Below are 19,466 nucleotides of genomic sequence, written 5' to 3' on the forward strand. Positions count from 1 at the left end.
CTTTGGAGATTCGTGCAGCGTGTTCAGCTGGCCAGCACCGATGCCTCGCGCGCCAGGCGCTCGATCGCCTCCCAGTCACGGGTCTGCAGCAGCGCCGGGGTGGTCAGCCACGAACCGCCCACGCACAGCACATTGGGCAGGTGCAGGAACTGCGGCGCGGTCTGCGCGCTGATGCCGCCGGTCGGGCAGAAGCGCACGTCGGCGAACGGGCCGTGCCAGGCCGCCAGCAGCGCGGCACCGCCGGCCTGCACGGCCGGGAAGAACTTGAAGGTGTCCTTGCCGTGTTCCAGGCCCAGGATCAGGTCCGAGGCGGTGGCGGCACCGGGCAGGTATGGCAGGTCGGCATCGCGTGCGGCGGCATACAGGGCCGGTGTAGCCCCGGGCGACACCGCGAAGCGCGCGCCGGCCTGCTTCGCCGCCTGCATCTGTGCGGCATTGAGCACGGTACCGGCGCCGATCACCGCATCCGGCACGGCCTCGACCATCGCCTTGATGGCGTCCAGCGCCTGCGGCGTGCGCAGGGTCACCTCGATCACCGGCAGGCCACCGCGGAACAGTGCCTGGGCTACCTCGACGGCTTCATTCACGTCTTCGGGGGTGTACACCGGAATCACCGGTGCCAGCTTCAACAGCGCGCGCAGGCGCGGATCAGCGCTGGACATGGTCTTGCTCCTTGCCCGACGGGGCATTTCGGATCGCCGCCGGGTCCGGCAGCGCAGCGGCGCATGATGCCATGCGCGCTGCGAAGACGCTGTCCGCTGCCCTGCCCTCTGCCCTCTGCCCGGCTCAGGCCGGATCGGCCTGCAACGCCTGGATACGGCGCTGGTACCAGTCACCCCCAAGCGGATCGAACACCGCCGAGCGCTCCATCGGCGCCTCGTACACGTGTACCGAGATCGCCAGTGTGTCATCGCTGGCGTTGCGCAGGGTATGGTACTCGTGAGGCGGGATCAGGCTGCCGGCACTGCCGCAGCCGCCGCGCAGCGCGGCGTGGCGGCGGAAGCGCCAGCGCTCGCCGGCGCACTCCAGCAGCTCGTAACGGGTGATCTCCAGTTCGCCCAACCACACTCCCTCCACACACCACATGGCATCGTGGTCGTGCAGCGGCGTGCCCTGCCCTGGGCCCCAGCTCATGGCAATCACGCTGTAGCCGTGTTCGCGGCTGTGGTACAGCGGACGTCGCGCGTAATGATCACTGACCGGCCGATGCACGCATTCGGGCAATTCGATGCGGCTGTCGGCTATGGCTTCCTGCAGCGCCAGCTGCAGGTCGGCCGTGATGCGCTCGGCATCACCGGAGGTCATCGCCGCATCGACTGCGGCGATCAACCGGTCGCGGCCACGGAACGGCGGAAACGGAGAAGTCTGCAGGTCCATGCCCCGAATGTAGCGAAGCATGGTTAAGGGAATGTTGGCGTTCGCGCGCGTCGCGTCCGCATTCAGGGTGAACACGCGCGAGAGAACGGTTCAGATGCAGAGGCAGTAGAGCGATCACAATGGAACCTCGCGCAGCAGAACGTGTCGAACACGACACGATTCAGATCCGCTGCGACATTCCGCAACTTCGCGCCCGACGGGCGCAAGGCTAGAATTCTCCGACTTACCTGGTTCTATACATGTCAGTGCGAAATATTAGCGATGCCGCGTTGCCGGCATCGAAGGGCAAGGCTGCCACGATCAACGACATCGCACGACTGTCGGGAGTTTCCAAGAAAACGGTTTCAAGAATCATCAACAACTCGCCGCTGGTGCGCAAAGACACCCGCGACAAGGTCGAGGCGTTGATGCGCGAGGTCGGTTACGTGCCCGACCCCCTGGCGCGCGGGCTCGCGTTCCGCCGCTCCTTCCTGATCGGCCTGGTGTATGACGACCCCGGCGCCCAATGCATTGTCGACCTGCAGCACGGCGCGCTGGAAGCGCTGCGCGGCACCGGCTATGAGCTGGTGGTACACCCGTGCAACAGCCAGGATCCGGATTGTGCGGACGGCGTGCGCCGCTTCGTGCAGCAGCAGAAACTGCATGGCGTGATCCTGGGCCCGCGCGCCTCCGAGTCGGTGGCGCTGGCGCAGATGCTCGACGCGATCGACTGCCGCTACATCCGCATCGATGCGCATGCTTCGGAGGATGAAACCCAGGCCGTGGTCACCCATGACCGCGATGGTGCTGCCGCTGCAGCGGGCTACCTGCTATCGCTCGGCCATCGTGACATCGCGGTGATCGCCGGACCGGGTGACCGGCGGGCCGCACGCGAACGTACCCATGGTTTCCTTGATCGGCTGGCACAGGTGGGCCTGACCCTGCCGGGTGAGCGCGTACTTGAAGCGGACGACACCTTCGAGTCCGGCGTGCATGCCGCAGAGCGCCTGCTGATGGGCGGGCAACGCCCCAGCGCGATCTTCGTCGGCAACGACGAGATGGCGGCCGGTGTCTACCAGGTTGCGCTGCGCGCGGGTATTGCCGTGCCACAGCAGCTGTCGATCGTCAGCTACGACGACAGCCCGCTGGCCTCGCGGTTGTGGCCACCGCTGACCTCGGTGCGCCGTCATGTGTCCGACATCGGCCGCATGGCGGCGGCGATGCTGGTGCAGACCGAGGTGCCTGAGGCCCCGACTGCGGCCAGCGTGCATCCACAGCTGATGGTGCGCGGTTCCTGCCGGGCCGTGGACGCCTGAGTACCCTGCCCTCGCCTGCGCCGCCGCGACGGCGCAGGCAACAGGCATCACTGAAAACGGCGCACCCATGTGCGCCGTTCTCAGTGCGAAGCCGGGCGCGTTGTGCTTACACGTCTCCGCCGTCGGCCCAGCCTTCCCCCGTGCCCTTCTGGAACACGCGGTCATCGCTCTGCACGTCACCGGCAGGCAGGTGCGCCTGGTCGGCCAGTGCCGCGTAGATCGGGGTGAAGTCCGGCGACGTCGCCTGCATCAGCTGCTCGAAGCTGTCGATGACGAAGTAGGTCTTCTGGAAGGTGTCGATGCGGTACTTCGTGCGCATGATGCGCTGCAGGTCGAAGCCGATGCGGTTGGGCGCGGCCGATTCCAGCGAGTAAAGCGACTCGCCCTTCGACGACACGATGCCGGCACCGTAGATGCGCAGGCCTTCAGGCGTGTCGATCAGGCCGAACTCCACCGTGTACCAGTACAGGCGGGTCAGGTTCTGCAGCGCATCCGGGCCGATCGCGTGCGCTTTGACGCCGCCGCGCCCGTACGCCTCCATGTAATCGGCGAACACCGGGTTCATCAGCAGCGGCACGTGGCCGAACAGATCGTGGAACAGGTCCGGCTCGGCGATATAGTCGATCTGGTCCGGGCGACGGATCCACCAGGTCACCGGAAAACGGCGGTTGGCCAAGTGGTCGAAGAAATCCAGTTCCGGCAGCAGGCCTTCGACGCCGACCAGGGTCCAGCCGGTGGCCGCGCCGAGTACCTCATTGAGCTGGTCAAAGCGCGGAATCATGTGCGCGCTCATGCCCATCTCGTCCTGTGCATCCAGGAACTCCTGGCAGGCGCGGCCGATCAGCAGCTCGCGCTGGCGCTGGTACAGCGTGCTCCAGGTGGCGTGGTCGTCGGCGCTATAGGTGTCCCACGGCTGCTCGACGAGCGCGGTGGTGTACACCGGCACGTAGCCCTTGTCGGTCTGCTGGTGTTCGACGCGGCGGGGCTGGGCGAGGTCCATGCGGCACTCCTTGACGGGATACCCACGATGCTAGGGCAGGGCGCGCGCAACAGGGTTGCAAAAGTTGCGCCGATTGGCCTTGTTGGCGCAAGATCATTGCGTACTCACCATGTTGCGGGGCAACAATGGCCGGAGAAGTCCAGTTCGATCGCACGGATATACGCCTGCTGGCTGAAATCCAGCGGGATGGGCGCGCCACCAACGCCGAACTGGCGGCGCGGGTGAATCTTTCGCCTTCGGCCTGTCTGCGGCGGTTGCAGCGGCTGGAAAGCGAGGGTGTGATCGTCGGCTACGGCGCGCGGCTGGAACCGCGGCAGTTGCGCCTGGGCCTGCAGGCCTTCGTGCGCGTGCAGCTGGAAAAGCACGACCAGGCCGCCATCGGCCACTTCGTGGACAGCGTGCAGGGCTGGGATGAAGTGGTGGCCTGCCACGCGCTGACCGGCGACATGGACTACCTGCTGCACGTCTACGTGCGCGACCTGGAGCACTTCTCGCACTTCCTGCTGGACCGGCTGCTCAATGCCGGCGGCGTGGCCGATGCCAATTCCAGCTTCGTGCTGCGCACGGTGAAGGGGTTCCAGGCGTTGCCGTTGTCGCAGCTGGAGCCCTGAGCGACCACCGGGCGTGCCCGGTGGCCACGCATCAAGGAATCAGCACTTGTCCTTGCGGCCCATCAGCTTGCCGAGGCGCGAGGCTTCCTCGCACTTCGGCGCGGCCACCGGGGCCGGCGCCGCTGCAGCGGCGCGCGCGCGCTGCAGCTGCTGGATCTTCGCGCGGATCTGCGGCATGGCTGCCATCGCGGCCTTCTCGCCTTCCAGGATCGCGGTGCCACGCTGGCTGAAATCGGCGGCGCCGATGTCCAGCACCTTCGGGCGGATGACGATGTCGGCGCGCGCCAGTTCCTGCTCGCCCAGGCGCTGGCCCATGATCGAGATGGACTGGTTGACGATGCCCAGCATGTCGGTCGGCGCCTTCCCGCTGGCCTTGCTGGAAATGTCCACGGCGATCACGAAGTCGGCGCCGAGCTGGCGTGCGGCATCCACCGGCACCGGGCTGACCACACCGCCATCAATGTAGTTGCGACCGCCGATCTTCACCGGCTCGAACACACCGGGAATGCTGCTCGATGCGCGCACCGCCTGGCCGACGTTGCCGCGCACGAAGATCGCGCGCTCGCCGGTTTCCAGCTGGGTGGCGACGGCGGCGAACGGCTTCTTCAGGCGTTCGGCCGGACGGTTGGCGACCTGTTCGTTGACGTAGTCCTGCAGCTTCTGGCCCTGCACCAGGCCACCGGAGAACAGGCGCACATCGCGGATGCTGGCTTCATCCAGCGCCACCGCCTTGCTCTGCATCTGGAACGCGTCCATGCCGCTGGCATACAGCGCGCCGACCACGCTGCCGGCACTGGTGCCGGACACCACCGCGGGCTCGAAGCCATTGGCTTCCAGCATCTTGATCACACCGATGTGGGCGAAGCCCTTGGCCGCGCCACCGCCGAGCGCGATACCGATCTTCACCGGCTTGGCCTGCGGCACCACGGTGGGGGCCGGCGGCGGCGTGGGCCGGACCGGATCGCCGCCGCAGCCGGCCAGCAGGCCGATCAGGGCGACGGACAGCAGCATGCGGGGGCGGAACAGGCTCATCGGCAGTGCGCTCGCGGCGCCGGACTCGGGAAAGGGCGCCAGCATACCGAAGCCGTGGCGGGGCGGGCAGGGTGGGGGAGTTGCCTATTCAGCAAAAAACGACCCCGTAGGTGCCGACCTTGGTCGGCACACGCAGATTCCAGTGCCGACCAAGGTCGGCACCTACCAAACGAGTGGGTCAGAACCGGTTGTCGCCGTCCAGCATCCGGCCAAGACCCCCCAGCACCGAACCTTCGCCGCGGCTCTGGCCGCCGCCCTGCGGCGCTGCCATCCACATGCGGCCGGCCAGGCGCGAGAACGGCAGCGACTGCAGCCAGACCTTGCCTGGGCCGGTCAGCGTGGCCAGGAACACGCCCTCGCCGCCGAACAGCATGCTCTTGATGCCGGCGACCCGGCGCACGTCCATGTCCACCGTGGGGTGATACGCCACCACGCAGCCGGTATCCACGTCCAGGCGTTCACCGGCAGCCAGCTCGCGTTCGACCACGCAGCCACCGGCGTGGATGAACACCCAGCCGTCGCCTTCCAGCTTCTGCATGATGAAGCCCTCGCCGCCAAACAGGCCGGTCATGATCTTGCGCTGGAACTGCACGCCGATCTGCACGCCGCGCGCGCCGGCCAGGAAGCTGTCCTTCTGGCAGATCAGGCGGCCGCCGTGCTGGTCCAGTTTCATCGCCAGCACCGTGCCCGGGTAGGGCGCGGCGAAGGCGACCTTGCCCTTGCCGTGCCCGCTCTGCGTGTAGACGGTGGCGAACAGGCTCTCGCCGGTCAGCACGCGCTTGCCGGCGGCCATCACCTTGCCCATGAAGCCGCCGCCCTGGTCGCCGTTGGCGGCGCCGAACACCGTGTCCATCTGTACCGTGGCGTCCTTGAACATCAATGCGCCGGCCTCGGCGATGGCGCTCTCGCCGGGGTCGAGCTCGATCTCCACGAACTGCATTTCATGGCCGACGATGCGGAACTCGATGTCGTCGGCGCGGCCGCTGGCGCCGGCGGGGACCGGCGGTGGGGTGTTGGGCATGCCCGGGGCCGGCGCCTGCAGCTCGGCCACCTCGGCGGTCGGCGTCCACCCGCTCATGCCCTGGCACCAGGCCAGCGCGCGTGGATTGGCCTGCGCGTAGCGGCGCGCGGCCTCGTCATCAAGCGGGCCGATGCGCTCGGCCTGGGCGGAGGCATGGAAGTACCACTGGGTCATGGCGGCGGGTCCGTCGCGGTGGAAACCCCGAGTCTAGCGAGCACCCGGGGGCGCCGGTGATGGGGCCATGAACGGCGGGCATTTGCGGCGTAGGTGCTGTATTGCAACAATTATCTGGTAGCGCCGTTTTACCACCCCTCCAAACACAGCCTACCGCCATGTCCCCGACCCGTACTTCCCGTGGCCGCCTTCCGGTCGCGCGCCCCCTCGTTGCCGCTCTTTCCGCCCTGCTGCCGCTGGTAGCAGCCGCCCAGGAAACCCCCGCCGCCAAGGATCCGGTTGCCCTCGATGCCCTGCAGGTGACCGCGCAGCGCCGCGTCGAGAACGCCAAGGACGTACCGGTCGCACTGAGCGCGATCCAGGGCGAGAAGCTGGATGTGCTCGGCTCGGCCGGCGATGACATCCGCTTCCTGGCCGCGCGCGTGCCCAGCCTCAACATCGAGTCGTCCTACGGCCGCGCCTTCCCGCGCTTCTACATCCGTGGCCTGGGCAACACCGATTTCGACCTCAATGCTTCGCAGCCGGTGTCGCTGGTGTATGACGATGTGGTGCAGGAAAGCCCGCTGCTGAAGGGCTTCCCGCTGTTCGACCTGGCCAACGTGGAAGTGCTGCGTGGCCCGCAGGGCACGCTGTTCGGCCGCAACACCCCGGCCGGCGTGGTGAAGTTCGATTCGGCGCGTCCGTCGCAGGATGCCGACGGTTACGTGCGCGTGGGCTACGGCAGCTACAACAGCTGGAATGTGCAGGGCGCCTACGGCGGCCCGCTGACCGACCGCTGGTCGGCACGTGTCTCGGCGATCTACCAGCGCCGCGATGACTGGGTCGACAACACCCGCGCCGGTGCGCCCAACAGTGGCTTCGAAGGCTATGACGAAGCCGCCGGCCGCGTGCAGTTCCTGTACGAAGGCGACGACTTCGAAGCGCTGTTCAACCTGCACAAGCGCAAGCTCAACGGCACCGCGCGCCTGTTCCGCGCCAACATCATCCAGAAGGGCGGCAATTCGCTGGTCGAGAACTTCGACCGCGACAAGGTGGCCAACGACGGCGTCAACTTCTCCGACCTGGAAACCTGGGGCGGCAGCGCGCGCCTGCAGTGGAACCTCGGCTCGGTGACCCTGCACTCGATCACCGGCTACGAGACCGCCGAATCGCTCAACCGCGGTGACATCGACGGCGGCTACGGTGCGGCCTTCCTCGGTGCCGGCAACTACGGTCCGGGCCTGATTCCGTTCTCGTCGGAGTCGGCCGACGGCCTGCCGCACCACCGGCAGTGGACGCAGGAAGTGCGCATCGAGTCCAACGAATGGGGCCGCTTCGACTGGCAGGCCGGCGTCTTCTACTTCGATGAAGACGTGACCATCAACAACTTCAACTACGACTCGCTGACCCCGGGCAACCCGCAGACCGGCCACGTGGTGCAGAACCAGCGCAACAAGGCGTGGGCGGTGTTCGCTTCGGGCGACTTCGATGTCACCGACCGCTTCAAGCTCCGCGCCGGCGTGCGCTATACCCAGGACAAGAAGGACTTCAGCGCCAGCGTGCTGCAGGCCGTTCCGTTCGGCACCCCGGTCAGCGGCCCGTACCTGGCCAACACCGACGTCAACGACGTCAGCTGGGATGTCAGCGGCGTGTACAAGCTGACCGACGACATCAACGCCTACGCCCGCGTGGCCAAGGGCTTCCGCGCACCGTCGATCCAGGGCCGCCTGGCCTTCGCGCCGGGCCTGTCGCAGGCCGATTCGGAGAAGGTGATCTCGTATGAAGCCGGCATCAAGGCCGACCTGTTCGAGCGCCGCGCGCGCCTGGGCCTGAGCGTGTTCCGCTACAACGTCGACGGCCAGCAGCTGATCGCCGTGGGCGGCAGCAACAACACCGCCACCCTGCTCAATGCCGACAAGACCATCGGCCAGGGCGTGGAGCTGGACCTGGAGGCCTACCTGGCCGACAACGTCCTGCTGACCTTCGGCAGCAGCTACAACGACACCGAGATCAAGGACAAGAACCTGGCGGTGGCGATCTGCGGCGGTGGCTGCACCATTACCGACCCGACCACGGTGATCAACGGCCAGACCTATGCGCTGGTGAACGGCAACCCGTTGCCGCAGGCACCGAAGTGGATCCACAACGCGACCCTGCGCGTGGGCTTCCCGCTCAGCGACGGCAGCGAGCTGTACGCCTACACCGACTGGGCCTACCGCAGCGCGGTGAACTTCTTCATCTACGAGTCGCCGGAATTCCGCGGCCGTAGTTCGCTGGAAGGCGGCCTGCGCCTGGGCTACAACTGGGATTACGGCCAGTACGACGTCGCGGTGTTCGGTCGCAACCTGACCAACCAGACCCGCGTGGTCGGTGCGATCGACTTCAACAACCTGACCGGCTTCCTCAACGAGCCGCGGACCTGGGGCGTGGAGTTCACTGCGAAGTTCTGATGCGGTTGTTGCATTGATGCAATGAAGAAGGGCCGGCGCAATGCCGGCCCTTCTGCGTTCGGTGTCCGCCGGGCATGGCTCGGCGCTACCCATGCGTCGCAACCGGTAGTGCCGGCCGCTGGCCGGCAACGATCCATCCGGCGTGCGCTTACAGCGCGCTCTGCGGGCGCACCTTCAGCACGGCGTTCTCGGCCGCGCAGTCGCGGCTGGAATGCAGGCCGGCCTTGCGCGCGGCGGCGATCTCCTGGCGCGCGGCCAGCAGGTCCTTGTTGAACGCGGCGTTGTCGTGCAGGCGGGCCACGGCGGCGGCGCCCATGAAGCGGCCTTCCAGGATGTCGCTCTGCCAGTGCACGTTGCAGACCAGGCGGCTCTCGCCGTAGTTGCGGCCGCGGGCCTGGATCGCATCGGCTCGGTCCGGCGCGATCTCGGACAGGATCAGTGCCCAGGCCCAGCCGATCGAGGTGTGGCCGGATGGGTAGGAACCGTTCTTGCGCAGGCCTTCCTCGTCCTTCGGCGAGCAGGTCGGTTCACCGTTGACCATGAACGGGCGCGGGCGCTGGTAGTGGTTCTTGGCCGCCTTGGTGGCGGCGCTGGCGTCGATCCGGCTGCGCTCCAGCAGGCGGTACAGCGCCGGAGTCTTCACCGCGTCGACGTCGATGTCGGCGGCACAGGAGAAGTGGTTGGCGCCTTCGGGGAAGCCGAGTTCCGCATCGACGCCGGCCTGGGCGAAGCGCGCGCTGCCACGCAGTGCACGCGCTTCACGACTGACCTGTTCGTCCAAGGCAAGGGCGGCCGAACCGGCCACCGGCGGCGCCGGCACCAGGTCCAGGCTGGCCGGGACCGAATCCTTGTCCAGATAGCCCACGGCCTTGGTGGTGATGTTGGCCTCGACGGCGGTCGGCTTGGCGGCGGTGGCGGCACAACCGGCCAGGGCCACGGCCACGGCAAGGCAGAGCAGCGGGCGGGCAGGGTGGGAAATCAGCGACATGGACGGGCTCCGGGGAAAAAACATCGCGCCATGATCGCAGCCCGTATACGACACCGCAGTGGCCATCGGTCATACGGCCAGACCCGGCATGGTCATTGCCGCGATATGAAAAACGTCATCGAGTGGCGTCAGTCTCCTGAATCCGGGCGCAGCGCACGGACTTTCACGCCGCTGCACCGTGAGCATCGGCACAACGGCAAGCGCCAGGGCCGTCCAGTTCCAGCCGGGTCGGGGGGATCCGCAGACAGAGGGAGAGAAGCGATGCGCAGCACCGCAACAGGAAGTACCGTCCTGGCCCTGCTCCTCGGGCTTGCAGCAACGTCGGCGCAGGCCGCCGACGTGGTCGGCGTGGCCTTCGTGCATGGCACCGGCGCGCAGACCAATGCCACCCAGGACTACTGGCAGCCGGCCATCATCGACACCGTGCGCCAGGGCCTGCCGAACAGCAGCAACTACGTGGTCATCAACTGCGACTTCACCCAGTACATGTGGAAGCCGGAGGCCGCCGGCTGCCTGGCCAACCAGCTGACCGGCTTCATCGACAGCCGTGGCATCACCCAGCTGGTGGTGATCACCCACTCCAACGGCGGCAACGTGATGCGCTGGATCCTGTCCAACCCGACCTACGACAGCCGCTATCCGAAGATCATCCGTACGGTGCGCAAGGTCAACGCGCTGGCACCGTCCTCGGCCGGCACGCCGCTGGCCGATGCGGTGCTCAACGGCAACACCTTCGAAACCTCGCTGGGCTGGCTGCTGGGTTACAAGAACGACGCGGTGCGCCAGCAGCAGGTGGCGAGCATGGCCACCTACAACGCGCAGAACCTGTACGGCACCGCGGGTCGCCCGGCGCTGCCCAAACCGTTCCGCGCCGTGGTCGGCAGCGACGTGGAATCGGCGGTGTGGGACAACAACAGCTACTGCGGGGGCTACGCCGCCAATGTCGGTCTGGAGTTCACCCAGAACTGGCTGTCGTCCTGCTCCGACGGCTTCCTGGAGTGCAGCAGCCAGAAGGCCGCCGGCACCACCTGGTTCACCGACAAGCAGCGCACCAAGGATGCCGAGCCGCTCAGCCACAACCAGAGCCGCCGCGAGTGCTTCGGCCTCGGCACGATCCTGCGCACCGACCTGGCCCAGTGAGGGAGATGACCATGACGACCCATTCCACCTTGCTGGCCAGCGCGGTGCTGGCGGTGCTGGCCCTCTCCACAGCGCAGGCTGCGCAGCCGTTGAGTGCCGCACGTGCCGGCGATCAGGTGCCTGCGGCGCTGGTTGCCGCGCCGCTGCCGGCCGATGAAAGCGAACACGCGCCGCTGTCCTTTGCCTGGGCCCTGGACCCGGCACAGCCGCTGCAGGCGGCCACGCCGTATGCCTCGGTCAGCCGCAGCTACTGGCAGCAGGTCGATGGCACGCAACTGCAGCGCGGCCTCGATCTACCGCTGACGGCCGCCGATGCGGTGATCCAGCTGAGCCCGGCCGAAGGCGCGCGTGCAGTGCCGGCCAACTCGCTGCAGGTGCGCGACCCGGCAGGCCGCAGCAGCGTGGCCCGCAGTGTCGACGCGCGCGCGCTGCAGGAGGCCGGCATGCCGGTGAGTGATGGCAGCAGCATGCTGCGTACCGGCGCGACCAGTGCGGCCGGTGCGTACACGCTGCAGAGCGCGCAGGCACAGGGCCGCTACGTGGTGCAGGTGCTGGAACCGAACAGTCCGCTGCGGCTGGAGGTGCAGGCCAACCAGGCGCAGGTGCTGGCCGGTGGCAACCTGCAGCTGCAGGCGCGCCTGCTGGAAGACGGCGCTACTCCCGCAACGCTGGCCTCGCGCCGCAGCAGCCTGGGCGGTGAAGCGTTGCTGGTTGCGCCGGACGGCCGCAGTTGGCCGCAGCGCCTGCTGCGCACCACCGATGGTGCCCTGCGTGCGCAGGTGCGGATTCCGGCTGATGTCGGCAACGCGCAGGGGCTGTGGGAGCTGCAGGTGTTCGCCCAGGCCGATGGTGTGTTGCGCGATGGCAAGGTCGCCTTCGCGGTGGCGCGTCCGACCGCCCGCTTCAGTGGCCAGGCGGCGCCGGACCCGGCCAGTCGACAGGTCGCACTGCCGCTGCAGGTAGCCGCCGCTGGCCGTTACGAGGCGCGTGGCACGCTGTATGCCACCGGCCACGATGGCCAGCTGAAGCCGGTCGCGCAGGCGCATGCGGCCGCGTGGTTCGATGGTCCGGGGCGTGGCCAGCTGGTGCTGCCGTTCGACCAGGCCGCGTTGCCGGCCGGCTTCGGCGCGCCGTACGAGCTGCGCGACCTGCAGCTGCAGGATCAGAGCCGGATGGCACCGATCGAATCGCGCGCGCTGGCGTTGCGGTTCTGAGGTTGCGTGCAGCGGGCCGGGTTCCGGCCCGCTGCACCGGCATGGCGACGGAATGGCATCACATGGGGAATGGGATCACGAGGGGGGATGCCATGACGGGGGGATGGCATCACGACGGGGAATGACATGACGACGGGGTAGAGTCGACTGTTAGTCGACTGCCCTTCGCCTGAATCGCAAAGATCCCGCGCTGCGCGCGATAGTCGACTAACAGTCGACTCTACCGCCGCCGGTTTCCGGGCCCATCGGTTTCCCAGGCCCGTCGGTTTCCAAGCCCCTTGTTTCCCTCGAGGGCTCCGTCTCAGCCCGCGTACGCGGTCAGCCGGCCTTCCTGCTCGCATACGGTGATCGCGCCGCCGAACACCGCCGACAGCGGTTCGTTGCGCAGCAGCTCGGCGCGGGTGCCGTCGGCCAGTACGCGGCCGTCGCGCAGCAGCACCACCCGCTCGATTTCGGGAATGATCTCTTCGATGTGGTGGGTCACCAGCACCAGGGTGATGCCCTGCTGCGCCAGTACCCGCATGGTCGCTACCAGTTGCTCGCGGGCCACCAGGTCCAGCCCGGTGGAGGGTTCGTCCAGCAGCAGTGCCTGCGGCCGGTTGACCAGCGCGCGGGCGATCAGCACGCGGCGGGTCTCGCCGGCCGACAGTTCGGCATAGGCGCGCTCGCGCAGTGCCAGCGCGCCGGTCATCGCCAGTGTCTCACCGACGCGTGCACGCATGTCGGCAGTCACCTCGCGGAAGGCCGGCACCACGTAGCTGGCGAAGAAGCCGGACAGCACCGCCTGTTCCACGGTCAGTCCCGGCATGTCGGCCAGGTTGCTGCTGAGGTCGCCGGTGACGATGCCCAGCTGCGAACGCAGCCGGTCCACCTGCCAGCGGTTCTGGCCCAGCACCTTCACGGCCACCGTGCCGTCGCTTTGCGCCAGCGGGTACAGCTCGCGGGTGATCAGCTTGATGAAGGTCGATTTGCCGCAACCGTTGGGGCCGAGCAGGGCGGTGTGCTGGCCCTGCGCAATGCGCAGGCTGAGCCCGTGCAGCACCTTCACCTGGCCGCGCACCACGGTGGCGCGGTCCAGTTCGATCAAGGGGGGCAGCTCCGCAACGGGCGGGGCGGCAGTCATGGTGCTGGCGCGTGGATCAAGGCTCGACAACTCAGGTCCCCAACTGTGAACGGTGCCACGGATGACGGTGGCAATCACCGCCGCAGGGATGCAGTTTGCAACGCAAGCGCCCATGATGTCTGCCATCCCCGCGTCGATACGGAGAGCCGCCATGCCCGATGCCCTGATGTCCCTGTTGACCGGTGGTGTGCTGGGCCTGGGCTGGTGGGCCATGCTGGCGGTGCTGCTGGTCTTCACCCAGGTGACCATCTTCTCGGTGACCCTGTACCTGCATCGCAGCCAGGCCCATCGCGGGGTCGATTTCCACCCGGCACTGGCCCACGTGTTCCGGTTCTGGCTATGGCTCACCACGTCGATGATCACCCGCGAATGGGTAGCCATCCACCGCAAGCACCACGCCAAGGTGGAGACCGAGGACGATCCGCACAGTCCGGTCACCCGCGGCATCGGCAAGGTGTTCTGGCACGGCGTGGAGCTGTACCGGGAAGCTCGGGGCCAGCGCGCGGACATCGAGCAGTACGGGCGCGGCACCCCCGATGATGCGATCGAGCGCCGCCTGTATACCCCGCATGCCACGTTGGGGCCGGTGCTGCTGTTCGCGATCAATACCGTGTTGTTTGGCCTGCCCGGCGTGGCCCTGTGGGCGATCCAGATGGCGTGGATTCCGTTCTGGGCGGCCGGCGTGGTCAATGGCCTGGGTCACTGGTGGGGCTACCGCAACTACGAGTCCGCCGATACCTCCACCAATCTCACGCCGTGGGGGTTCTGGATCGGTGGCGAGGAGCTGCACAACAATCACCATGCCTTCCCCAGCTCGGCGCGCTTTGCGATGCGGCGCTGGGAATTCGACATCGGCTGGAGTGCGATCCGCCTGCTGCAGGCGCTGCGCCTGGCCAAGGTGCTGCGGGTGGCGCCGGCCATGGACGTGCGCCCGAACATCGCCGTGCCCGATGCCGAAACCCTGAAGGCGCTGCTGTCGCACCGCTTCCAGGCGATGACCGATTACCAGCGCAACGTGTTCATGCCCGCCCTGCGCGAGGAGGCCGCTCACGCCGGTGCCAAGCTGCGCCGCCTGCTGCCGCGCCGGTTGCGCCGTGGCCTGGTCAATGATGGTCGCTGGTTGAAGCCCGATAGCCGCGCCCAGCTGAGCGAATGGGTGGCACAACGCCCGCGCATCCGCACCCTGGTGGAGTATCGCGCGCGGCTGGCGGCGCTGCTCGAGGCCCGCGGCCACGATGCGGCCGAGCGCCTGCACCAGCTGCAGGCCTGGTGCCGCGAGGCCGAGGAAAGCGGTATCGCGGCGTTGCAGGCCTACGCCGCACGATTGAAGGGCTACAGCCTGGTGGGCGCGTGAGGGCAGGGTACGGACTATTGCTGGCGGCGCTGCTGCCGGGCGCGGTGCTGGCCCAGGTCACCGACACTGCCAGCTACCTGCAGCGGATGGACAGCGATGGCGACGGCAAGGTCAGCGAGGCCGAGTACGTGCAGTGGATGCTGTATGCCTTCGACCGCATGGACCGCAATGGTGATGGCGTGTTGACGGCCGAGGAACTGCCCGGTGGCAAGGGCAGGGCGATCAGCCGCGAGCAGCAGCGGCAGGTGATCGTGCAGCGCTTCCACACGCAGGATGCCAACGGCGACGGCTTCCTGGATGCACGGGAGCTGGCGGCGCCGCCGCGCTGACTCTGCACCGTCGCCGGGCATGGCCCGGCGCTACCAGGTGCACTGGTCCCGGTAGCGCCGGGCCATGCCCGGCGTAGAATCGCCGCATGCCTGAACTGCCCGAAGTCGAAACCACACGCCGCGGCCTGGCGCCGCACCTGCAGGGCCGCCGCGTGCATGGCGTGATCCTGCGCCGGGCCGATCTGCGCTGGCCGATTCCGCCGGAAGTGGCCGAGCTGCTGCCGGGGCAGCGCATCGAGGACATCCGCCGCCGCGCCAAATACCTGCTGCTGGACACCGCCATCGGCAGCGCCGTGCTGCACCTGGGCATGTCCGGCAGCCTGCGCGTGCTGCCCGGTGATACCCCGCTGCGCGCGCATGACCACGTCGACATCAGCCTGGACAACGGCCGCCTGCTGCGATTCAACGACCCGCGCCGCTTCGGCAGCCTGCTCTGGCAGCCGGCCGGCGAGATCCACCCGCTGCTGCAGGGGCTGGGCCCGGAGCCGCTGGACGAAGGGTTCGACGGCGATTACCTGTTTGCGCGCAGCCGTGGCCGCAGTGCGCCGGTGAAGACCTTCCTGATGGACCAGGCGGTGGTGGTGGGCGTGGGCAACATCTACGCGGCCGAGAGCCTGTTCAAGGCCGGCATCAGTCCGCTGCGCGAGGCGGGAAAGATCTCGCGCGAACGCTACCAGCGCCTGGCCGACGCGGTGAAGGAGATCCTGGGCTACGCCATCACCCGCGGCGGCACCACCCTGCGTGATTTCATCAGCCCCGATGGCGCGCCGGGCTACTTCGAACAGGAACTGCTGGTGTACGGCCGCGACGGGCTGCCCTGCCCAAACTGTGGCCGCGCGCTGAAGCACGCCACCATCGGCCAACGCGCCAGCGTCTGGTGCAGCCACTGCCAGCGCTGAGCCGGCGGCCAGCGGCAGCTGAACGGGCAGGGCGCGTCTCCGCTGCCCGTTAACGTTTGTCTGCCTATGATGGCCGACCTTCCTCCCTGTGCCTGACGCGCCTGCATGCAACGACGCGACTTCATCCGCAATGCCTCCCTCGCCCTGGCTGCATTCGGCCTGCCGTCCCTGCCCGCGTGCGCGGCCAGCAAGAGCGGCCAGATGGGCCTGCGCCGCCTCGGCCAGCCGCAGCCGTTCGACTTCGCCACCCTGAAGGGCCAGGCGCGCGCGCTGGCACAGGCGCCCTACAAGAGCCACAAGCGGGTGCTGCCGGGTCGTCTGGAAGGACTGGACTGGGACCAGTACCAGTCGATCGGCTACCGCCAGGACCACGCCCTGTGGGCCGACCAGCCGGGCAAGTTCCAGGCCAAGTTCTTCCACCTGGGCCTGTACTTCCATTCGCCGGTGCGCATGTTCGACGTGGTCGACGGCAAGGCGCAGGAACTGGCCTATGACGGCGCGGCGTTCAACTACGGCAAGAGCGGCATCAAGGATGGCGAGCTGCCGGCTGACCTCGGCTTCGCCGGCTTCCGCCTGAACACCCGCAAGGATACCGACCGCGATTTCGCTGCCTTCCTCGGCGCCAGCTATTTCCGCGCGGTCGGCAAGGAAGGCCAGTACGGCCAGTCCGCGCGTGGCCTTGCGATCGACACCGGCATGGGCAAGCCGGAGGAATTCCCGGACTTCATCGCCTACTACCTGGAACAGCCGTCGGCCGATTCGGAGACGATCGTGGTCTACGGCCTGCTGGATTCGCCCAGCGTGGCCGGCGCCTACCGCTTCGCGATCACCAATGGCGACGTGCTGCTGATGGACATCGACAGTGCGCTGTACCCGCGCAAGGCGATCGAGCGGTTGGGCATCGCCCCGTGCACCAGCATGTACCAGGTGGGCGAGAACGACCGCCGCATGGCATGGGACTGGCGCCCGGAGATCCACGATACCGATGGCCTGTCGCTGTGGACCGGCGCCGGCGAATGGATCTGGCGGCCGCTGCTGAACCCGCGCAACCTGCGTTTCAACATGTTCGTGGATCGCAACCCGCGCGGCTTCGGCCTGCTGCAGCGCGACCGCAATTTCGACCATTATCAGGACGACGGCGTGTTCTACGAGAAGCGCCCGTGCCTGTGGGTGGAGCCGAAGGGCGAATGGGGCGAGGGCTCGGTGCAGCTGGTGGAGATTCCCACCGTGGACGAGACGTTCGACAACATCGTGGCGTTCTGGAACCCGAAGGAAAAGCCGCAGCCGGGCCAGGAGCTGCTGGTCGGCTACCGCCTGTACTGGGGCGCCGAACCGCCGGCGCGCCCGCCGCTGGCGCACTGCGTGGCCAGCCGTACCGGCCTGGGCGGCGTGGTCGGCAAGAAGCGCGAGTACTTCAGCTGGCGCTTCGCGGTGGACTTCGAGGGGGGCGAGCTGGCCAGGCTGATCGACAAGGCCGAGGTCGAGGCGGTGGTGGAAGCCAGCCGCGGCCGGGTCGAGATCGTGTCGGCGCGGCCGCTGCGCGAAATCGATGGTTACCGCGCGATGTTCGACCTGGTGCCGCCGGAGGGCAGCACCGAGCAGATCGATATCCGCCTGTTCCTGCGCAGTGGTGGCAAGACGCTCACCGAGACGTGGCTGTACCAGTACACCCCGCCGCCGGCGGGTGCGCCGGAGCGCACGCTGTACTGAGTGGGTCGGGATTGCAGGGCTTGCAGCCCTGCACCTGCTGCAGTCAACGGCAACAGCAACAGCTGACTATCCGTGGGATGGCGGGGTGGGTCCGGTTACGGGGGGTGCTGCAAGTACGTCCATGTAAGCTCGGTCGCCGCATCCATGCGGCTCACGCCCCCGCAACCGGACCCACCCCGCCTTCGACAGATCGTCGCGATCTGTTGGAATTGCTCATGGGGTCAGATCCGTTTTCCGAAGGAAAACGGATCTGACCCCGGAACTTGATTCGATATCTGACAATTTCATCCACGCATGGCGTGGATCTACTGGCCGCCGGCCAATTGTCGAAGGCGGGGCACTGTGGGTTTGCGGGGTGTGAGCCGCATGGATGCGGCGACCAAGGCTACATGGACGTACTTGCGCCGTCCCCGCACACCCACAGTGCCCCGCCATCCCACGGAATGCCAGCTTTCGCTGTTGACGTTGCTGTTGCCTCTGCGGGTGCAGGGCAGCAAGCCCTGCAAAAGAACACGCCTTACAGCGGCAGGGGCGCCTGCGCCGGGTCGATCCGCCCTTCACCGCGGGTGATCTTCTTGAACTCGGCACGGCTGACCGACACGTAGCGGTCGTTGCCACCGATCTCCACCTGCGGGCCATCCTTTACCGCGTGGCCATGTTCGTCCACGCGTACCGTCATCGTTGCCTTCTTGCCGCTGTGGCAGATGGTCTTGATCTCCTGCATCTCGTCGGCCCAGGCCAGCAGGTACTGGCTGCCCTCGAACAGCTCGCCGCGGAAATCGGTGCGCAGGCCGTAGCACAGCACCGGAATCCGCAGCTGGTCGACCACCTCGCTGAGTTGCCAGACCTGGGCGCGGGTGAGGAACTGTGCTTCATCCACCAGCACGCAGCCCATCGGGCCGTTGGCGGCCAGGTCCTGCTCGACCCACTGCTGCAGGTCGGTGTCACGGTCGAAGGCCATGCCGTCGGCACGCAGGCCGATCCGCGAGGCCACCACGCCGGCGCCGGCACGATCATCCAGGCGCGGGGTCAGGATCGCCACCCGCATGCCGCGCTCGCGGTAGTTGTGCGCGCTCTGCAGCAGGGTCGTGGTCTTGCCGGCGTTCATCGCCGAATAGTAGAAATAGAGCTTGGCCATCGGCCAATTCTAGTCGTCCACCGCCTTGTCGTCGCGGACCGCGTCCGGCCGTCCTATCTCGACGCTGGGGGTGAGCGCGGGGCGCCACTAATTGTCCTGCAGGCACCAGTTGTCGGCGACGCGCCAGTAGTCGTTGTCGTAGACGATGCTGCCCGGCGTCACGATGCCCTGCTCGTTGCCGCGGCGGGGGACGACGATCAGGCCGGAGCTCACGTACCCGAGGCGGCTGCCGGTGATCTGCTGGCGGCCGTCCCTGAGGGCGCGCTCCATGCGAGGCTTGGTCACGCGGTCGCCATAGTCGGCATAGACCTGCTGGCCGCGCTCGATCGCCTGTGCCTGCTGCAGTGCGCCCAGGCGTGCCCAATAGTGCTCCCGCAGCACCAGGAAATCGGGATACATGCGCTCGGCGGCAAGGTCCATCCAGATGTAGGCCATCACCGGATCGGCCCGGGTACCGAGGCCCTCCTGGTACAGCCGCGCCACCATGGCCTGGGAGAATTTGTCGGCGTAGCGCGCCGAACGCTTCTAGTAGTCCAGCGCCCTGGCGGGCTGTCTGTCCCGTTCGGCCTGCTGGGCCATGCTGCGTCAGAACAGGTCCGGATGGGCATCGAAGAAGCCTCCGGTCAGGACGG

General features: G+C 67.7%; 18 protein-coding genes. 9 read left to right on the top strand and 9 right to left on the bottom strand.

What is annotated here, in order from left to right; all coding sequences use genetic code 11:
• Positions 1-23: 23 nt before the first annotated feature.
• Together eda and ACZK29_RS00155 are read right to left on the bottom strand one after the other, a co-directional pair.
• Entirely contained in the window at positions 24-662 is a 639-nt protein-coding gene (gene eda, locus ACZK29_RS00150; protein WP_049402962.1) for a bifunctional 4-hydroxy-2-oxoglutarate aldolase/2-dehydro-3-deoxy-phosphogluconate aldolase, read from the bottom strand.
• 124 nt (positions 663-786) lie between these two features.
• A complete protein-coding gene (locus ACZK29_RS00155) occupies positions 787-1,377 on the bottom strand; it encodes a cysteine dioxygenase family protein (RefSeq protein WP_478446508.1) in 591 nt (196 codons plus the stop codon).
• 239 nt (positions 1,378-1,616) lie between these two features.
• Between ACZK29_RS00155 and ACZK29_RS00160 the strand changes: the two genes are divergently transcribed.
• Entirely contained in the window at positions 1,617-2,672 is a 1,056-nt protein-coding gene (locus tag ACZK29_RS00160) for a LacI family DNA-binding transcriptional regulator (RefSeq protein WP_478446509.1), read from the top strand.
• A 106-nt stretch (positions 2,673-2,778) separates the two neighbouring features.
• On the opposite strand, the gene phhA is transcribed toward ACZK29_RS00160, so the two are convergent.
• The gene (phhA, locus tag ACZK29_RS00165; RefSeq protein WP_111203943.1) at positions 2,779-3,672 is read right to left on the bottom strand and encodes a phenylalanine 4-monooxygenase; all 894 of its coding nucleotides are present in this window, start codon (positions 3,670-3,672) and stop codon (positions 2,779-2,781) included.
• Positions 3,673-3,797: 125 nt separating this feature from the next.
• On the opposite strand from phhA, the gene ACZK29_RS00170 reads away from it, so the two are divergent.
• Entirely contained in the window at positions 3,798-4,283 is a 486-nt protein-coding gene (locus ACZK29_RS00170; protein ID WP_014035441.1) for an Lrp/AsnC family transcriptional regulator, read from the top strand.
• Positions 4,284-4,322: 39 nt separating this feature from the next.
• On the opposite strand, the gene ACZK29_RS00175 is transcribed toward ACZK29_RS00170, so the two are convergent.
• Together ACZK29_RS00175 and ACZK29_RS00180 are read right to left on the bottom strand one after the other, a co-directional pair.
• Entirely contained in the window at positions 4,323-5,315 is a 993-nt protein-coding gene (locus ACZK29_RS00175; RefSeq protein WP_019337382.1) for a patatin-like phospholipase family protein, read from the bottom strand.
• A 178-nt stretch (positions 5,316-5,493) separates the two neighbouring features.
• Positions 5,494-6,510, bottom strand: a complete 1,017-nt coding sequence (locus ACZK29_RS00180) for a TIGR00266 family protein (RefSeq protein WP_478446510.1) — start codon at positions 6,508-6,510, stop codon at positions 5,494-5,496.
• A gap of 158 nt (positions 6,511-6,668) precedes the next feature.
• Here ACZK29_RS00180 and ACZK29_RS00185 point away from each other — a divergent pair, with 158 nt between their 5' ends.
• Entirely contained in the window at positions 6,669-8,939 is a 2,271-nt protein-coding gene (locus ACZK29_RS00185; protein ID WP_005407481.1) for a TonB-dependent receptor, read from the top strand.
• Between the two features lie 148 nt (positions 8,940-9,087).
• Here ACZK29_RS00185 and ACZK29_RS00190 read toward each other — a convergent pair whose 3' ends face one another.
• On the bottom strand, positions 9,088-9,927 hold the full coding sequence (locus ACZK29_RS00190) for an acid phosphatase (protein ID WP_478446511.1): 840 nt from the start codon (positions 9,925-9,927) through the stop codon (positions 9,088-9,090).
• A 261-nt stretch (positions 9,928-10,188) separates the two neighbouring features.
• Between ACZK29_RS00190 and ACZK29_RS00195 the strand changes: the two genes are divergently transcribed.
• Together ACZK29_RS00195 and ACZK29_RS00200 are read left to right on the top strand one after the other, a co-directional pair.
• Positions 10,189-11,067 (top strand): hypothetical protein, encoded by an 879-nt coding sequence (locus ACZK29_RS00195; protein ID WP_164147658.1) that lies wholly within the window; start codon positions 10,189-10,191, stop codon positions 11,065-11,067.
• Between the two features lie 11 nt (positions 11,068-11,078).
• The gene (locus ACZK29_RS00200; RefSeq protein ID WP_111202381.1) at positions 11,079-12,281 is read left to right on the top strand and encodes a DUF4785 domain-containing protein; all 1,203 of its coding nucleotides are present in this window, start codon (positions 11,079-11,081) and stop codon (positions 12,279-12,281) included.
• A 301-nt stretch (positions 12,282-12,582) separates the two neighbouring features.
• Here the strand turns inward: ACZK29_RS00200 and ACZK29_RS00205 are convergent, their stop codons facing one another.
• Positions 12,583-13,404 carry an ABC transporter ATP-binding protein gene (locus tag ACZK29_RS00205; RefSeq protein ID WP_478446512.1) on the bottom strand — a complete coding sequence of 274 codons (822 nt, stop codon included), beginning with the start codon at positions 13,402-13,404 and terminating at the stop codon, positions 12,583-12,585.
• A gap of 151 nt (positions 13,405-13,555) precedes the next feature.
• Here ACZK29_RS00205 and ACZK29_RS00210 point away from each other — a divergent pair, with 151 nt between their 5' ends.
• From ACZK29_RS00210 to ACZK29_RS00225, 4 genes are all read left to right on the top strand, one after another.
• Positions 13,556-14,758 carry a DesA family fatty acid desaturase gene (locus ACZK29_RS00210; RefSeq protein WP_164147650.1) on the top strand — a complete coding sequence of 401 codons (1,203 nt, stop codon included), beginning with the start codon at positions 13,556-13,558 and terminating at the stop codon, positions 14,756-14,758.
• Positions 14,755-15,087 carry an EF-hand domain-containing protein gene (locus ACZK29_RS00215; RefSeq protein WP_111202378.1) on the top strand — a complete coding sequence of 111 codons (333 nt, stop codon included), beginning with the start codon at positions 14,755-14,757 and terminating at the stop codon, positions 15,085-15,087. Before ACZK29_RS00210 ends, ACZK29_RS00215 begins: the two co-directional genes overlap by 4 nt.
• Before the next feature lie 86 nt (positions 15,088-15,173).
• Positions 15,174-15,986 carry a bifunctional DNA-formamidopyrimidine glycosylase/DNA-(apurinic or apyrimidinic site) lyase gene (gene mutM, locus ACZK29_RS00220; protein WP_014645439.1) on the top strand — a complete coding sequence of 271 codons (813 nt, stop codon included), beginning with the start codon at positions 15,174-15,176 and terminating at the stop codon, positions 15,984-15,986.
• 105 nt (positions 15,987-16,091) lie between these two features.
• Positions 16,092-17,696 carry an OpgD/OpgG family glucan biosynthesis protein gene (locus ACZK29_RS00225; protein ID WP_459048374.1) on the top strand — a complete coding sequence of 535 codons (1,605 nt, stop codon included), beginning with the start codon at positions 16,092-16,094 and terminating at the stop codon, positions 17,694-17,696.
• A gap of 517 nt (positions 17,697-18,213) precedes the next feature.
• On the opposite strand, the gene ACZK29_RS00230 is transcribed toward ACZK29_RS00225, so the two are convergent.
• Both ACZK29_RS00230 and ACZK29_RS00235 read right to left on the bottom strand, forming a co-directional pair.
• Positions 18,214-18,834, bottom strand: a complete 621-nt coding sequence (locus tag ACZK29_RS00230) for a thymidine kinase (RefSeq protein WP_111202377.1) — start codon at positions 18,832-18,834, stop codon at positions 18,214-18,216.
• 87 nt (positions 18,835-18,921) lie between these two features.
• Positions 18,922-19,320: a hypothetical protein gene (locus ACZK29_RS00235; protein WP_459048375.1), complete on the bottom strand. Its 399-nt coding sequence runs from the start codon at positions 19,318-19,320 to the stop codon at positions 18,922-18,924.
• Positions 19,321-19,466: the final 146 nt, after the last annotated feature.

This window comes from Stenotrophomonas sp. 89682_Sma, from assembly GCF_056481405.1.

Coding starts and splice junctions, on each gene's coding strand:
- phhA (WP_111203943.1), bottom strand. CDS start 3,672: ATGGACCTCGCCCAGCCCCGCCGCGTCGAACACCAGCAGACCGACAAG.
- eda (WP_049402962.1), bottom strand. CDS start 662: ATGTCCAGCGCTGATCCGCGCCTGCGCGCGCTGTTGAAGCTGGCACCG.
- ACZK29_RS00190 (WP_478446511.1), bottom strand. CDS start 9,927: ATGTCGCTGATTTCCCACCCTGCCCGCCCGCTGCTCTGCCTTGCCGTG.
- ACZK29_RS00235 (WP_459048375.1), bottom strand. CDS start 19,320: ATGGTGGCGCGGCTGTACCAGGAGGGCCTCGGTACCCGGGCCGATCCG.
- ACZK29_RS00175 (WP_019337382.1), bottom strand. CDS start 5,315: ATGAGCCTGTTCCGCCCCCGCATGCTGCTGTCCGTCGCCCTGATCGGC.
- mutM (WP_014645439.1), top strand. CDS start 15,174: ATGCCTGAACTGCCCGAAGTCGAAACCACACGCCGCGGCCTGGCGCCG.
- ACZK29_RS00195 (WP_164147658.1), top strand. CDS start 10,189: ATGCGCAGCACCGCAACAGGAAGTACCGTCCTGGCCCTGCTCCTCGGG.
- ACZK29_RS00200 (WP_111202381.1), top strand. CDS start 11,079: ATGACGACCCATTCCACCTTGCTGGCCAGCGCGGTGCTGGCGGTGCTG.
- ACZK29_RS00225 (WP_459048374.1), top strand. CDS start 16,092: ATGCAACGACGCGACTTCATCCGCAATGCCTCCCTCGCCCTGGCTGCA.
- ACZK29_RS00180 (WP_478446510.1), bottom strand. CDS start 6,510: ATGACCCAGTGGTACTTCCATGCCTCCGCCCAGGCCGAGCGCATCGGC.
- ACZK29_RS00210 (WP_164147650.1), top strand. CDS start 13,556: ATGCCCGATGCCCTGATGTCCCTGTTGACCGGTGGTGTGCTGGGCCTG.
- ACZK29_RS00185 (WP_005407481.1), top strand. CDS start 6,669: ATGTCCCCGACCCGTACTTCCCGTGGCCGCCTTCCGGTCGCGCGCCCC.
- ACZK29_RS00170 (WP_014035441.1), top strand. CDS start 3,798: ATGGCCGGAGAAGTCCAGTTCGATCGCACGGATATACGCCTGCTGGCT.
- ACZK29_RS00205 (WP_478446512.1), bottom strand. CDS start 13,404: ATGACTGCCGCCCCGCCCGTTGCGGAGCTGCCCCCCTTGATCGAACTG.
- ACZK29_RS00230 (WP_111202377.1), bottom strand. CDS start 18,834: ATGGCCAAGCTCTATTTCTACTATTCGGCGATGAACGCCGGCAAGACC.
- ACZK29_RS00155 (WP_478446508.1), bottom strand. CDS start 1,377: ATGGACCTGCAGACTTCTCCGTTTCCGCCGTTCCGTGGCCGCGACCGG.
- ACZK29_RS00160 (WP_478446509.1), top strand. CDS start 1,617: ATGTCAGTGCGAAATATTAGCGATGCCGCGTTGCCGGCATCGAAGGGC.